The sequence below is a fragment of the Bradyrhizobium sp. 2S1 genome, from assembly GCF_011516625.5.
GTDB lineage: Bacteria > Pseudomonadota > Alphaproteobacteria > Rhizobiales > Xanthobacteraceae > Bradyrhizobium > Bradyrhizobium septentrionale.
In genome coordinates, this window is the sequence record NZ_CP147717.1 from 8976519 (window position 1) to 8990987 (window position 14469).

11 protein-coding genes, 1 tRNA gene and 1 pseudogene are annotated in these 14469 nt (G+C 63.9%); 7 read left to right on the top strand and 6 right to left on the bottom strand.

The genetic code is table 11. The annotated features are described in order from the left end of the window. The first annotated feature begins 14 nt into the window (after positions 1–14). On the top strand, positions 15–812 hold the full coding sequence (locus HAP54_RS42930; protein ID WP_312022777.1) for a DUF3313 domain-containing protein: 798 nt from the start codon (positions 15–17) through the stop codon (positions 810–812). A 164-nt stretch (positions 813–976) separates the two neighbouring features. On the opposite strand, the gene HAP54_RS42935 is transcribed toward HAP54_RS42930, so the two are convergent. Continuing rightward, complete coding sequence (locus tag HAP54_RS42935) at positions 977–2590, bottom strand: acyl-CoA synthetase (protein WP_166297383.1); 1614 nt, start codon at positions 2588–2590, stop codon at positions 977–979. A gap of 56 nt (positions 2591–2646) precedes the next feature. After that, on the bottom strand, positions 2647–3411 hold the full coding sequence (locus HAP54_RS42940) for a FadR/GntR family transcriptional regulator (protein WP_166297385.1): 765 nt from the start codon (positions 3409–3411) through the stop codon (positions 2647–2649). 199 nt (positions 3412–3610) lie between these two features. Between HAP54_RS42940 and HAP54_RS42945 the strand changes: the two genes are divergently transcribed. Further along, on the top strand, positions 3611–4816 hold the full coding sequence (locus HAP54_RS42945) for an ABC transporter substrate-binding protein (protein ID WP_166297387.1): 1206 nt from the start codon (positions 3611–3613) through the stop codon (positions 4814–4816). 64 nt (positions 4817–4880) lie between these two features. On the opposite strand, the gene HAP54_RS42950 is transcribed toward HAP54_RS42945, so the two are convergent. Continuing rightward, a tRNA-Trp gene (locus tag HAP54_RS42950) sits at positions 4881–4956 on the bottom strand. Between the two features lie 169 nt (positions 4957–5125). On the opposite strand from HAP54_RS42950, the gene HAP54_RS42955 reads away from it, so the two are divergent. Next, positions 5126–6349: a serine hydrolase domain-containing protein gene (locus HAP54_RS42955; protein WP_166297389.1), complete on the top strand. Its 1224-nt coding sequence runs from the start codon at positions 5126–5128 to the stop codon at positions 6347–6349. 146 nt (positions 6350–6495) lie between these two features. On the opposite strand, the gene HAP54_RS42960 is transcribed toward HAP54_RS42955, so the two are convergent. Both HAP54_RS42960 and HAP54_RS42965 read right to left on the bottom strand, forming a co-directional pair. After that, positions 6496–7263, bottom strand: a complete 768-nt coding sequence (locus HAP54_RS42960; protein WP_166297391.1) for an SDR family NAD(P)-dependent oxidoreductase — start codon at positions 7261–7263, stop codon at positions 6496–6498. Positions 7264–7337: 74 nt separating this feature from the next. Continuing rightward, positions 7338–8045, bottom strand: a complete 708-nt coding sequence (locus HAP54_RS42965; protein ID WP_166297393.1) for a histidine phosphatase family protein — start codon at positions 8043–8045, stop codon at positions 7338–7340. 140 nt (positions 8046–8185) lie between these two features. Between HAP54_RS42965 and HAP54_RS42970 the strand changes: the two genes are divergently transcribed. Beyond that, the gene (locus HAP54_RS42970; protein WP_166297395.1) at positions 8186–8971 is read left to right on the top strand and encodes an SDR family NAD(P)-dependent oxidoreductase; all 786 of its coding nucleotides are present in this window, start codon (positions 8186–8188) and stop codon (positions 8969–8971) included. Positions 8972–9541: 570 nt separating this feature from the next. Beyond that, a pseudogene (locus HAP54_RS42975) lies at positions 9542–10308 on the top strand (IS5 family transposase). 272 nt (positions 10309–10580) lie between these two features. Here HAP54_RS42975 and HAP54_RS42980 read toward each other — a convergent pair. Then, the gene (locus HAP54_RS42980; protein ID WP_166297397.1) at positions 10581–11534 is read right to left on the bottom strand and encodes an IS110 family transposase; all 954 of its coding nucleotides are present in this window, start codon (positions 11532–11534) and stop codon (positions 10581–10583) included. Between the two features lie 461 nt (positions 11535–11995). Between HAP54_RS42980 and argE the strand changes: the two genes are divergently transcribed. Both argE and lepB read left to right on the top strand, forming a co-directional pair. After that, a complete protein-coding gene (argE, locus tag HAP54_RS42985) occupies positions 11996–13165 on the top strand; it encodes an acetylornithine deacetylase (RefSeq protein WP_166297399.1) in 1170 nt (389 codons plus the stop codon). A 436-nt stretch (positions 13166–13601) separates the two neighbouring features. Continuing rightward, a complete protein-coding gene (gene lepB, locus HAP54_RS42990; protein WP_166306986.1) occupies positions 13602–14366 on the top strand; it encodes a signal peptidase I in 765 nt (254 codons plus the stop codon). Positions 14367–14469: the final 103 nt, after the last annotated feature.

The window sequence follows — 14469 nt, forward strand, 5'->3', positions numbered from 1 at the left end:
GTTCGAGGGGTGACATGAGATTAGAATTTCTGCCGGGCGCTGCGGCTGATGCGCAGAGCACGGGCCGGGCGTCGCGCGATGGCCAGCTCAATCGGTCGTCCTCGCTTACCGGCGCTGCGGTTGCGATGCTGTTGTTGTCGGGCTGCGCCAGCGCACCGATGACCCGAGGCGGATCACTGGCATCCTACGACAATCTCACGCAATCCGACGGGCTGCTGGCGAAGTCGCTGGTTCGCGTCAACAAAGACGACGTCCTTGCTGCGAAGACCATACACATCGTTCCCGCGACCTTCTCGCAGGGCGCATCACCGACGCTGTCGCAAGAGCAGAGGAAGCTGGTGGCCAATGCCATCGATCGTTCGCTCTGCGTCGGCCTGAGCGAGCGGCTTCAGGTCGTTGCGCTCGATCAGCCTGCGGATCTCACCGCATACGCGCGCGTCACGCAGGCGGCGCCCACTGACGAAGTCGCTGCGGGCGCTTCCAAAGTGGTCGGCATCCTGCCGACCGCGCTCGGCGCAGGCGTCCCCGTGCCGGTGCCGCGGTTGCCGGTCGGGCTCGGCAGCCTGACGGTCGAAGCCGAGGTGCGGGATCCGGCCAGCCGCCAGCAGGCGGCGATGATCTGGGCTCGCGGCGCAAATTCATTCACCAGTTCGCCGATGGTCTCGAGTGCCGGTGACGCCTACGAACTCGCCTCCTCGTTCAGCGACGATTTCAGCAAGCTCGTCGTTACCGGCAGCACGCCGTTCGGAAAGCCGCCGGACCTGCCATCGTTCGACAAGATCGGCGCGTCGTTCGGCGGCAAGCCGAAATAAGCGGCCTGCGAAGCGTTCGGGCGCAATCCCGGCCTGGTCGGGATGGCCGCCGGCAAGCTTGGACTACCGCCAGAGTGGTCGGACAAGGGAGCGCCGACGGCTGGCCAGTGATTGCGTTTGCCCTGACGCGCGCCGAAGCTTCGGATCATCCCCCTGCCCATGTCCTAGCCGGCAAAGCTCTTCTGGACCGCCTGGTCCAGCGTAGCCCCGCCGAGATAGCGCTGGCGCAGCTCGCGCTTGAGCAGCTTGCCGCTCGGGTTCTTCGGCAGGCTGTCGACGAAGATCACCCGCTTCGGCACCTTGAAATGGGCCATCGATGCCGCGCAATGCTTGATCACGGCGTCGGCCTCGAGGCTCGCGCCGGCCTTGACCACCACGATCGCGGTCACCGCCTCGATCCAGCGCGGGTCGGGCAGCCCGACCACCGCCACCTCGGACACCGCAGGCAGCCGGTAGATCATCTCCTCGACCTCCCGGCTCGCGACGTTCTCGCCGCCGCTCTTGATCATGTCCTTCACGCGATCGACCACGGTGATGTAGCCGTCGGCATCGACGGTCGAGAGATCGCCGGAATGAAACCAGCCGCCGGCGAACGCGGCCGCGGTCTTGACCGGGTCGTTGTAGTAGCCGGACAACAGATGCGGCGAGCGGTGCACGATCTCGCCGACCTCGCCCACCCCGACGTCGGTCATGTCGGAATTCACCACCCGCGTCTCGACATTGATCGCGGGCTTGCCGGCTGATCCTGCCTTCGGCAGCTGGTCCGCCGGCGCCAGCACGGTTGCGAGCGGTGCAATCTCGGTCTGGCCGTAGAAGTTCCAGAATTTCACATCGGGCAGCCGCCGCTGCAGTTCGAGCAGCACCTCGACCGGCATGATCGAGGCGCCGTAATAGCCCTTGCGCAGGGTCGACAGATCGGTGCGATCGAACGCGCCCGAGCGCAGCATCGCGATCCAGATCGTCGGCGGCGCGAAGAACGCGTTGATCCTGTGGGCCGCGATCAGCGCCAGGACGTTGTCCGGCACCGGCTTGCCGGTAATGAGACTGGTGGCGCCGAGATAGATCGCGGGGCCCAGGAAGACGTCGAGTTGCGCGCAGTGATAGAGCGGCAGCGCGTGCAGCACGGTGTCGTCGGTCGTCATGCCGCCGTCGATGATGCAGCTGACATACTGCCACATGACGGCTTCGTGGGTGAGGATCGCGCCCTTCGGCAACGACTCGGTGCCGCTGGTGTAGATGATCTGCGCGGGATCGCGGCTGTCGACCGAGGTATCCGGTACCGATGCATCGCTGTGCAGCACGCTGTCGAAGGTCGTGATGCCTTCAGGCGCGGTGGCCGGATCCTCGCCCGGCAGCCAGATCAGGGTTTCGACCGCCGAGCCCTTGGCGGCCGCAGCGTGCGCGGTCTCCACGAAATCCGGCCCGACCGCGAGCAGTTTTGCGCCGGAATTGGCGAGGATGAAATTGATCTCGTCCGGATTGAGCATGAAGTTGATCGGCACCAGGATCGCACCGATCCGCGCCACCGCGAAGCGCAGCGCGGCGAAGCCATGCGAGTTGCGCGACAGCACCGCGACGCGGTCGCCTTTCGCGACGCCGAGCGCGAGCAATCCGCGCCCGAGCCGATTGCAGATCGCGTCCATCTCCGCAAATGTCCAGTTCACCGCGCCGCAGATCAGCGCGGTCTTGTTGGGGTAGCGCTTGGCCGACCGGCGCAACAGGTCGCCGATGCTGTGCTCGCGGGCGCGCTGGATGGTTGCTGCGATGTCTCCGCTCATATGTCCCTCCCGAATGTGCTTGTTGTCGTTGTCTTGTCGCTCTTGGCCCCGCCGCCTCACTGCCGCGCGGCGTAGGCGTGTTCCATGTAGGTGTGCTCGACCGAGCGATCGAGCGAGGCGATCTTCTCGAAGCCGCGCCGCCAGTCCTGCAAATGCCGCCGCGTCCACAGCACGCCGGCCTCCTTGTCGTGCCGCCTGATCGCATCGAGGATGTGGCGATGCGCCTCGACGAGGCGCGCGCCGCCCTCGGGCACGCCGCCGACGATCATCTCGGTGGTCGGAAAGAACAGCTGCGCGGCGGGCTCGCGGGCGAGCTGCAGCACGCGGTTCTGCGAGGCCTTGGCCATCAGCACGTGGAATTCCGCGTCGAGCTCGGCAAGATCAGCCGGATTGCCGACCACCGCCGCGCTGCGCTCGATATTGCCGGCGAGCTCGGCGATGTTCTCCTCGGTCGCGCGCTCGACCGCCCCCTCGACGCTCGCGACCTCCAGCGTCATCGACGTCTCGAACAATTCGCGGAACGTCACCTCGTGCAGGATCAGCGCGCGTGACAGCCGGGTGGCGAGCTTGTTGTAGCGCGGCAGGCAGGCCTGCAACCGGCGGCTGGAATCGCGGCGGATCAGCCCGCCCTCCTCGAGCACGCGAATGCCCTCGCGCACCGTCGAGCGGTTGACGCCGAACTGCGCGACGAGCTGCTGCTCGGTGCCGATCGGCTCGCCCGGCTTGATCCGGCCGTTGATGATCTCGCGTTCGATCGCGTCCGCGACCTTCTGATAGGCCGGCGCGACATCAATGCGCCGGAACAGCGGCGTGGCGGGCATCCTTGGCTCCCTCGGGCTCCCGATTGTTGTTTGTCGGACAAAGGATAGGCGAAGGCATTTGGAGCGTCAAATAGGCATCTACGGCCTGAATGTCGCACCCGGCCGGCAAGAATTGACAGCGGAACCGGGCAAATCTAGCTTTGTCGGACAAACTTATAAGAACACCAAGCCGATAAGAAAATCTGGGAGGTCCATCATCATGAAATCCATCGTCACGAGTCTGTCCGCCGCCGGCCTGATCGCAGCAGTGCTGGCGGGGCCGGCGCTCGCGCAACAGGCGCCGCTCAAGATCGGCGTGCTCACGGATTTCCAGTCGGTCTATTCGGACATCGGCGGCGCCGGGAATGTCGAGGCCACCAAGATGGCGATCGAGGAGTTCGGCGGCTCGATGTTCGGCAAGCCGATCGAGCTCGTCACCGCCGACGCCCTCAACAAGGCCGACGTCGCCGCCACCATCACCCGCAAATGGTACGAGGCCGAGAATGTCGACATGATCATCGACATGCCGACCTCGGCGACCGCGCTAGCCGGCATGGAGATGTCGAAGCAGTTCGAGAAAATCATGATCGTGACGGACGCGGCGAGCTCCGACATCACCGGCAAGTCCTGCTCGCCCTACACGCTGCACTGGACCTACGACACCTACGCCAACGCCCACACCGTCGGCAGCGCGATCGTGAAGAACGGCGGCGACAGCTGGTTCTTCATCACCGCCGACTACGTCTTCGGCCATTCGATCGAGCGCGACACCGGCGATGTGGTCCGCGCCGCCGGCGGCAAGGTGATCGGCAGCGCGCGGCATCCGCTCAACACGCCGGATTTCTCGTCGTTCCTGCTGCAGGCGCAGTCATCGAAGGCCAAGATCGTCGGCCTCGCCAATGGCGGCGGCGATACCATCAATGCGATCAAGCAGGCCGCCGAATTCGGCATCGTCGCGGGCGGGCAGAATCTGGCCGGCATCGTGATGTTCATTTCCGACATCCACAGCCTCGGGCTGAAGCTCGCGCAGGGCCTGATCATCACCGAGGCCTACTATTGGGATCTCAACGACCGCACCCGCGCCTTCGGCAAGCGCTTCTTCGAGCGCATGAAGCGGATGCCGACGATGAACCAGGCTGCGACCTACAGCGCCACCCTGCACTACCTCAACGCGGTGAAGGCCGCCGGCAGCAAGGAGACCAAGCCGGTGCTGGCGAAGATGCGCGAAACTCCGGTCCGCGACGCCTTCACCGACAACGGCGTGGTCCGCGAGGACGGCCGCATGGTGCACTCGATGTTCCTGTTCGAGGTCAAGAAGCCGGAGGAATCGAAGGCGCCGTGGGATTACTACAAGGTGCTCGCCGAGGTGCCCGGCGACCAGGCGTTCCGGCCGCTGAAGGATGGCGGCTGCCCGCTCATCAAGTGAGTGAAGACAATCATGGCCGGGGTCCAGGACCTCGGCCAACACCTTCAAATTATTAGGGAAAAGCTGGCAGGAGTGGCAGGGCTCGAACCTGCGACCCCCGGTTTTGGAGACCGGTGCTCTACCAATTGAGCTACACTCCTGCAGGGAACCCGCGTCGCCGCCGGTTCGCGCCGTTTCAAGCACAGGGCATGGCCGGTTTGCAAGGGCGAAGCGGTGAAGCTTCTGTTCATTGCAAAACTTCTGCGCCAGACTTCGGCCATCACCCCACGTCGGCGCTCCGCCGCAAGAATCAAGAACCAGGGAGAGACTATGAACGTCCAGACCGCCACCAAGCATGCCGCCAGCCAAACCACCCCCCCCCTCCCCCTCGCCAAGCCCCAATCGATCGGGCTGTCGAGCGTGCGGCTGCAGGCGCTGTCCGACACCTTCAAGCGCGAGGTCGACAAGGGAACCGCGCCCGGCTTCACGGTACTGGTGGCGCGGCGCGGCCAGATCGGCTGGTTCGATGCGATCGGCCGGCAGAGCCCGGCGGCCTCGGCGCCAATGGCGCATGACACGATCTTCCGCATCTTCTCGATGACCAAGCCGATCGTCTCCATCGGCATCATGACGCTGCTGGAGGACGGCCACTTCCTGCTCAACGACCCCGTCGCGAAATTCATCCCCGAATTCGCCGAGACCAAGGTCGGCGTCGAGCGTGACGGCAAGCTCGAGCTGGTGCCCGTGCAGCGACAGATGACGATCCAGGACCTGCTGCGCCACACGTCGGGCCTGACCTATGACCACACCGGCAACGGGCCGGTGCAGCAGCTCTACCAGCAGTCGCGGCTGCGCAGCCGCAAGATCACCAATGCCGAGCACGCCACCATGCTCGCCGGCATGCCGCTGGTCTGCCAGCCCGGCGCCGAGTGGAACTACAGCCGTTCCACCGACATCCTCGGCCGCATCATCGAGGTCGTCAGCGGCAAGACGCTCGGTGCGTTCCTGACCGAACGCATCCTCTCTCCCCTGCAGATGACCGAGACCGCCTTCCACACCCCCGAAGCGAATGCCGGCCGGCTCGCCGAGGCGTTTGCCAACGATCCCTGGACCAACGAGAAGGTGCAACTGTTCAATATGCTCGAGAAGCCCGCGATGGAATCCGGCGGCGGCGGGCTGGTGTCGACCACGATGGACTATGCGCGCTTCGCGCAGATGCTGCTCAATGGCGGCGCGCTCGACGGCACAAGGATCATCGGCCGCAAGACGCTCGAATTCATGGCGTCCGATCACCTCGGCGCCGGCGTCAAGATCCAGGGCACGCTGGTGTCGCCCGGCCACAGTTTTGGCCTCGGCTTCGCCGTGCGGATGCAGCAGGGCATCGCGCCGTTCTCGGGCTCGGTCGGCCAGTACTTCTGGAGCGGCATGGCCGGCACGTTCTTCTGGATCGATCCGCGCGAAGACCTGATCGCGGTCTTCATGATGCAGGGCCCGGGCCAGCGCGAATACACCCGCTCGCTGGTGCGCAACGGCGTGTATGCCGCTGTGGAGTAAGTCTCGTGCCCCGGACGCAACGCAGCGCGCGAGCGGTGCGTTGCTGAGCCGGGGCCACCCTCGATCCAATCGTGCAGGTCCTCCTGGGTCCCGGCGCTGCGGAGCGGCGCTCTGCGCCGCACCGCGTCCGGGACACGAGATCAGCCTCAGCTGATCGTCGCGCCGCCGTCGATCACGATGGTCTGGCCGGTCATGAAGTCGCCGGCCTTTGATCCCATCATCACGGCGCAGCCCGCGATCTCGTCCGGCACGCCGATCCGCAGCAGCGGCGATCGCGCGGTCGAGGCCTTCAGATTGTCCGGATTGTCCCACAGCGCCTTGGCGAAGTCGGTCTTGATCAGGCCAGGCGCGATGCAGTTCACGCGGATATTGTGCTTGCCGTATTCGCAGGCAAGGTTGCGCGCGAGCTGCATGTCGGCGGCCTTGGAGATCGCGTAGGCGCCGAGGATGGTCGAGCCCTTCAACCCGCCGATCGAGGACACGATGATGATCGAGCCGTCCTTGCGCTCGATCATCTGCGGCACCACCATCGAGATCAGCCAGTTGTTGGCGACGATGTTGTTGTCGAGGATTTTTCGGAACTGATCGTCGGAGATGCCGGCGAGCGGACCGTAATACGGGTTCGAGGCCGCGTTGCAGACCAGCACGTCGATCTTGCCGAAGGCCTGGTTGCTCTCGTCGACCAGGTTCTGCAGATTCTCCTTCGACGAGATGTTGGCCGCGACCGCAACCGCGGTGCCTTTGCCGTAAGCGTCGTTGATCTCCTTCGCCACCTGCTCGCAGACGTCGGCCTTGCGCGAGGAGATCACCACCTTGGCGCCATGCTCGGCCATGCGCTCGGCGATCGCGCGCCCGATGCCGCGCGTCGAGCCGGTGATGACGGCGACTTTTCCCTTCATGTCGAACAAGGTCATGTTTCTCTCCCTGATGTAAGGTGTTTGAATTCTGCGTTGAGCTTAAGCAGCGTTGTCGTGTTGCGATAGCGGCATCACGCAAGCTTGCTCGCCGGCCGAACTTCGGGCCCGGACGGCTGATGCATCGCGGCGTGGCGTGGATCGGCTATCCAGGGCTGCTGGTTCACCATCGGCAACCGCCACACGGAGACGTTGGGCGCCGCGATGTGATCTAGCCGCGTTACCGAGACGTTGTCGATGTCGAAGGACAGGCCCCTGTCAGGCTGGCCGCCAAGCGCAAGACCGACCGCAGCCCTGATCACGCCGCCATGGCCGACCGCGATGATGTCGTTACCCGCTTCCGCAGCCGTGATCCGCACGATCGTGCGACAGACGCGGGTGTAGAGGTCCATGAAACTCTCGCCGCCGGGGGCCGGCTCGTTGACGTCGGCGAACCAGAGGTTGCCCGGCGGACGGCTGGCGAGAAACGCGGCGCGGTTCATGCCCTGCCACCGGCCAAGATGCAGCTCGGCGAAGTCGCGTTCCTGTGTCATGCTTTCAGGCTTCGGAAAACCTGCGGCCCAGATCGCTTCCGCGGTCTTGTGCGTGCGCTTCAGATTGCTCGAATACCACACGGCGTTGCGCGGCAGCATCTTTGCGACCGCCTCGAACACTTCGACATCGCCGGTGTCGCAGTCGATATCCTCCTGCCCGTAGATGTTGCCGCCGTCGCTACGCACCGGCGCGTGGCGAACCCACCACCACCGCGTCACCGTCACGTTAGGCTTGTCTGGATTGGACATCGGATGAGCCCTTCAATAGTGTCCCCCGTCGCTGTACGTCACGGCGCACATCGTCTCAAGTGCTTCGGACGTTTGAAATTTTGTTTGAATTCCGTCGCGCGGCAGACGCGCCACGGACCACGTGAACAGGGAGAAAAACCATGGGCCGCCTCGAAGGCAAATCCGTCATCATCACCGGCGCTGGAAGCGGTATCGGCCGCGCGGCCTCGCTGCTGTTCACCAGGGAAGGCGCCAAGCTGATTGCAGTCGATCGCACCGATGGCGTCAACGAGACCGCCAAGCTGGTGCGCGACGCAGGCGGCACCGTCGAAGCCGTCACCGCCGATGCCGGCTCGGAGAGCGACGTGAAGGCCTTCATCGACAAGGCCGTCGCGAAATACGGCAAGCTCGATGCAATCTGGGCCAATGCCGGCGTCAGCGGCGGCCTCGTCCCGCTCGCCGACCAAACCGTCGAACACTGGCAGGAAGTGCTGCGCATCAACCTGATCGGCCCGTTCCTCGCGATCAAGCATTCGATTCCGTACATGACCAAGCAGGGTTCCGGTTCGATCGTCTGCACCGCCTCCGTCGCGGGCCTGAAGTCCGGCGCCAGCGGACATCCCTACGGCGCGAGCAAGGCCGGCGTCATCAGCCTGGTGCAGACCACCGCCTACTCGCTCTCCGGCACCGGCGTGCGCATCAATGCGGTGTGCCCGGGCCTGATCGAAACCGGCATGACGAAGCCGGTGTTCGATCGCGCCAAGGAACGCGGCACCCAGGACAAGATCGGCCAGCTCAATCCGCTGAAGCGTCCCGGCCAGCCGCACGAGCTCGCCGCGATGGGATTGTTTTTGGCCAGCGATGAGGCGTCCTACGTCAATGGCCAGGCGATCCCGGTCGACGGCGGCCTCACCGCGTCGATGCCGTATACGGGCAAGCCGATTTAGCGACGGCACTCGAATGGCGCGATGACGGCGCCAATCCACCACTGTCGTCCCTGCGAAAGCAGGGACCCATAACCACAGGATAAAGTTGGTTGAGCACGCTGTGGCTCCAGCGTTGCTTGAAAATTGCCATTCGTAGTTATGGGTCCCGGGTCGCGCTTCGCTTGCCCGGGACGACACCGAATGTGTGGCGTATTGAATCTCAATAGATCGCAAATCCGCGTTCTCGCGACATGAATCGTCCGAGCTTTGCATTTCGTTTCGCCCTCTCTTGAACAGAGGGCGCAGGGAAAGCTGGGTGCCGATCGCACCCATGGGCCCCGAGCAAAAGGTAGAAAGCTCGGGGGTAGGACCACAGGTGTAACCGGAGCAATCCCGGCTTTCCCTGCGCGATGGGTTACGGCTTATTTCGTGCTCTCCCCGGCGAGACTGGGCTTGTTTGTCACCGCCTTCGTAAGAACGCTGCGCGTTCTACAAGGGGACACCGGCCACTAGGTGGTGTGGACTCTAAGGATTCCCTTTTAGGAGCAAATCAGATTCAAGGCTGCTTTTGGGGAGGCCGCCTTGGGTGTGATGGACCGTTTGGTATTGAGCGACGCGGCGTGGGAGCGGATAGCGCCGCTGATCATAGGGCGCCCCGATCAGAAGGGCTCCACCGGGCGCGACAACCGGATGTTCGTGGAAGGTGTGCTGTGGATCGTGCGTACGGGGTCTCCCTGGCGCGATCTTCCGGAGGTGTTTGGGGACTGGAACAGCGTGTTCCGGCGCTTCAGTCGATGGAGCATCAAGGGTGTTTGGTGGCGGATCTTCGAGGCGATGTCCGATGATCCGGACTTCGAATATCTGATCGTCGATTCCACCATCGTTCGGGCGCATCAGCACGCCGCCGGCGCCAAAAAGGGGGGTCTGAAGATCAAGCGGAAGATCAAGCGATCGGCCGCTCGCGCGGCGGCCTGAGCACCAAGATACATATGGCCGTTCGAGGCTTGGGATGTCCGGTGCGGTTCACGCTCACCGCAGGTCAGAAGGGCGATGCACCGCAAGCCGCCGCATTGATCGAAGGCTTATCCGCCGAGGTCGTCATGGCCGATACGGCCTATGACGCCGATCACTTGCGCCAAGCCATCGCCGCCAAAGGCGCGCTCGCCGTGATCCCCAACAACCCGTCACGCGCGCTCAAATATCCACTCGACAAGCATTTCTATGCCCAGCGTCATCTCGTCGAATGCTGCTTCTCAAAGCTCAAGCAGTTCCGCCGCGTCGCAACCCGCTTCGAAAAAACGGCCCGGAACTACCGGGCCGTCGTCACTCTCGCAGCCATCGTTCTATGGATGCGCTAGTGTCCACACCACCTAGGGCGTCAGGACCACACGACTTCACCGTCCGCCTTACGTGCTCTCGTCAGTCACACGCTCGGCGTCCACCGCATCTCACACGCGTTCGTGACGATCGCGAAGCGCCCCTCGATCGGGTGAGACGGGCGAACCATACACTAAGTCATTCCGATAAACCGAAATATTTTTGCTGCGAGGGCTTGACGCGTTTTGCTGAGTTGCCCGTCGTGTCGAATGGGCAACACTGGTCGGCATTACGATGTGCATCGTAGCAACCATTAAGTCGCGGACGCCTGTTCGCGCCAAGGCGTTCCGCGCTGGATGACAGTGTTGGCATAGATCAGCAGCTTTCGCGCGCAAGCGATGAGAGCTGCGTTGTGGGCCTTTCCGGCTGCGGTTAGGCGTGTGTAGAGCACAATGAGGGCCTTGTTCCAGCGGAATGCCGCCGGAAGCGCCGCAGCAAACAGCGAACGTCGCAGCCGAGCCCGACCGCCGGCGATGCGCCGTTGGCCTTTATGTTGCCCACTGTCGTTGTCGAAGGGCGCGAGCCCCGCGAGGGCCGCAGCCTCCTCGCGGCTGACACGGCCGAGTTCGGGCATGCGGATCAAGAGCGCGAGTGCGGTGCGTTCGCCGATCCCGGGAATGCTGAGCACGAGGTCAAGGCGGGCAGCGAGATCGCGGTGAGCGCGTAGTTGCCTGGCAAGGTAACGGATCTGGGCGAGCCGCCGTGCCTTCAGCCGGGCAATGTCACCCAGCACCAGGCGTCTCAGCGCGGGCTGATCGATATGCTCCAGCCGGGTCTTGCAGCGCTTGATGTCGTCCTCGATCTGCTCGAGGAAGGTCAGATGTTCGGCCAGCTCCGCCAGGCGCGGATCGGGCGCATCTCTGACCTGCTCGATCGCTGCCGCGCAGGCGGCGATCAACACCGCATCCAGCACATCGTTCTTGGCGCGTCGCAGATGCACCCGGCCGAACGCCTTGACCTGGATCGGCTGCAGCACCAGCACCGTGAAGCCTGCCGCACGCAGGTGTTCGACCGCGCCGCGCTCATAGCCCCCGGTCGCTTCGATACCGATTCGGCTCACGTCAGCCTCGGCCAGTTTGGTCGTCAGAATACGCCATCCCGCCAGTGAGTTGGCGACCTGCCAATGTTCGGTCCGGCCGTGAACCGCAACATCGAGCTTGCTCTTGGACGTATCGATTCCAGCCGTCCTTGTGCTAGTCTGTGTCATCCTCGTCGACCCCGCCTTGTGAAGCGAACCTAACCGTTCCGGCAACCATCCGGGTCCGATGAAGGTGCTGGCGCGATCCTGCTACGGGGCAGCCACGAACTGCTCAGGATGGGTGCGATCCGATCGGCAGCGGCCTGTCGCGGTCGCTAACCGCGACAGGCCATTCCTCTCGGAATATGCCGACGATAACCGATCGCGTTATTACAAGGATGGGTAGAGCGCAGCGAAACCCATCATCTCACCGTGCGGATATGCTTGATGGGTTTCGCTTCGCTCTACCCATCCTACGCGCTGGATCATGACCATCTCCCCGTCGGATCAGAAACATGGGGCCGCAGCAGTGGACCGCAATACCGTCATGCAACGGCCCGAATATTGCTTTGCCCCAGCAGGCAAACCAGCTGTTATGCTGGGCAAGCCAGATCACCGGCGCCCTCTCAATCCTCACAAACGAACAGGCAATGCAAAATCAACGTCCCGACCGTATCCGCAAGCTATTGGCCGACCTCGTCGCGTTCGACACCGTGAGCGACCGTTCCAACCTGCCGCTGATCGATTACATCGAAAAATATCTCGCTTCGCAGGGCGCCGCCGGACAGCGCATTGTCGATGACACCGGGCAGAAGGCCTCGTTGTGGGTCACGGTCGGCCCGGAGGACAAGGCCGGGCTGGTTCTATCAGGGCATACCGACGTCGTGCCGGTCGCCGGACAGGAATGGACCCAGAACCCGTTCGAGCTGGTCGAGCGCGACGGCCGGCTCTACGGCCGCGGCACCACCGACATGAAGGGCTTTGTCGCGGTCTGCCTCGCGATGGCTCCCGAGATGGTTGCGGCCGATCTGAAGACACCGATCCATCTGGCGATCTCCTATGACGAGGAGATCGGTTGCGTCGGCGTGCGGCCGATGCTGCGCGAGGTCGCACGCAAGGTGGTGAAGCCGCTCGGCTGCTTTGTCGGCGAGCCGACCCAGATGCAGGTGATCATCGGGCACAAGGGCAAGCATGGCGTGCGCGCCACCTTCCGCGGGCTCGCCCGCCACTCCTCGATCGCGCCCGACGGCGTCAACGCCATCGAATACGCCGCCGACCTGATCACCGAGATCCGCCGCCGCGCCGCGCTGCTGACGGCCGACGCCGAACAGGGCAGCCTCTACGACGTCCCGCACTCGACCCTGCTCACCAGCATCGTCCATGGCGGCGCCGCGCTGAACATCGTGCCCGACCATTGCACGGTGGAATTCGAATGTCGCGGCATCGGGATCACCGAGTCCAGGGAGGTGACGGATTCAATCGTCGCCTGGGCCAGGGCCGAGATCGAGCCGGCGATGCGCAAGCGGCATCCGGACTGCGGCATCGACTTCGAAGAGATCCTCGACTATCCCGCGCTCGACACCCAGGCGGACGCCGCCATCGTCACGCTCGCCAAGCAGCTGGCCGGCCGCAACGACCACGCCAAGGTCGCGTTCGGCACCGAGGCCAGCCTGTTCGTCAGCATGGCGGATGTGCCGTCGGTCGTGGTCGGCCCCGGCTCGATCGCGCAGGCACATACGCCTGACGAGTTCGTCGAGATGTCGCAGCTCGCGGCTTGCGGAGATTTCGTCGCGCGGCTGATCACGCATTGCGCGAAGTGACGCTGCAGCATGTAGGGCGGATTAGCCGAAGGCGTAATCCGCCGTCCCGCGGACAGACGGCGGATTACGCTTCGCTAATCCGCCCTACAGAGCTTCGCAAACAAGGAGCCCCGCTAAATGTGGCGGGTCTCACTTTTTGACGAGGGAAGGTACGCGAACTGCCTTTGTGCTACTGTCCTGGCGAACATTGGAGAAAGACCATGGCGTGGTGGATTTTCGTGATCGTTTCGATTGGGTCGATCCCCCTCGCATCCGCCATGGCGCGCGAACGCAACAGATCATCCCGACGATGGACTTGGACAGCCGTGGTCGTGGGACCATTGGCGCCGTTGGCACTGTTGATCCTCGGCGATACGAGGCGTCCGGCCTAACCCAACTAGAGGGCGGCAATCCGCCGATCCGGCCTGTCGACACCAAATCTATCGAACCGAGGTCCATGAGCGTGTCGACCGAGAACGAACGTCAGCAGGGCGGATTGGCGGAAACCTTGCGCGTGGTCGTGCATGCGCTGATCATCGCGCTGGTCATCCGCACCTTCCTGTTCCAGTCCTTCAACATTCCCTCAGGGTCGATGGAATCGACGTTGCTGGTCGGCGACTATCTTTTCCTCTCGAAATACAGCTACGGATATACGCACTACTCCCTGCCCTTCTCGCCGCCGCTGTTCTCCGGCCGCATCTTCGGCTCGGAGCCCAAGCCCGGCGACGTCGTGGTGTTCCGCCTGCCGAGCGACGACTCGATCGATTTCATCAAACGCGTGATCGGCCTGCCGGGCGACCGGATCCAGATGATCGACGGGCTGTTGTACATCAACGGTACCGCGGTCAAGCGCGAGCGCGCCGATGACTATTTTGATCGCGACGAGGGGCCGCGCCCGGTCCGCGTCAAGCGCTGGCGCGAGACCCTGCCGAACGGGGTCAGCTACTTCACCCTCGATCGCATCGAACGGTCCGAATACGACAACACGCAGGTCTATGTCGTGCCGCCCGGGCATTTCTTCGCGATGGGCGATAACCGCGACAACTCGGCCGACAGCCGCGTGCCGCCCGCGCGCGGCGGGGTCGGCTACGTGCCGTTCGAGAACCTGATCGGACAAGCCAAGATGATCTTCTTCTCGATCGGCGACGAGGCGCCTGCATGGCAGGTGTGGCGTTGGCCCGCTTCGCTGCGCTGGGACCGGCTGTTCATGATTATTCGATGATGTTCAGTGCGTAGGGCGGGTTAGCCGAGGCATAACCCGCCGCTCTGTTGCGCTGAACCTACAAGCCGCGACGCCAGATGCGCAGCCCGCATGAGCGAAGCGA

Coding starts and splice junctions, on each gene's coding strand:
- HAP54_RS42930 (WP_312022777.1), top strand. CDS start 15: ATGAGATTAGAATTTCTGCCGGGCGCTGCGGCTGATGCGCAGAGCACG.
- HAP54_RS42935 (WP_166297383.1), bottom strand. CDS start 2,590: ATGAGCGGAGACATCGCAGCAACCATCCAGCGCGCCCGCGAGCACAGC.
- HAP54_RS42940 (WP_166297385.1), bottom strand. CDS start 3,411: ATGCCCGCCACGCCGCTGTTCCGGCGCATTGATGTCGCGCCGGCCTAT.
- HAP54_RS42945 (WP_166297387.1), top strand. CDS start 3,611: ATGAAATCCATCGTCACGAGTCTGTCCGCCGCCGGCCTGATCGCAGCA.
- HAP54_RS42955 (WP_166297389.1), top strand. CDS start 5,126: ATGAACGTCCAGACCGCCACCAAGCATGCCGCCAGCCAAACCACCCCC.
- HAP54_RS42960 (WP_166297391.1), bottom strand. CDS start 7,263: ATGACCTTGTTCGACATGAAGGGAAAAGTCGCCGTCATCACCGGCTCG.
- HAP54_RS42965 (WP_166297393.1), bottom strand. CDS start 8,045: ATGTCCAATCCAGACAAGCCTAACGTGACGGTGACGCGGTGGTGGTGG.
- HAP54_RS42970 (WP_166297395.1), top strand. CDS start 8,186: ATGGGCCGCCTCGAAGGCAAATCCGTCATCATCACCGGCGCTGGAAGC.
- HAP54_RS42980 (WP_166297397.1), bottom strand. CDS start 11,534: ATGACACAGACTAGCACAAGGACGGCTGGAATCGATACGTCCAAGAGC.
- argE (WP_166297399.1), top strand. CDS start 11,996: ATGCAAAATCAACGTCCCGACCGTATCCGCAAGCTATTGGCCGACCTC.
- lepB (WP_166306986.1), top strand. CDS start 13,602: ATGAGCGTGTCGACCGAGAACGAACGTCAGCAGGGCGGATTGGCGGAA.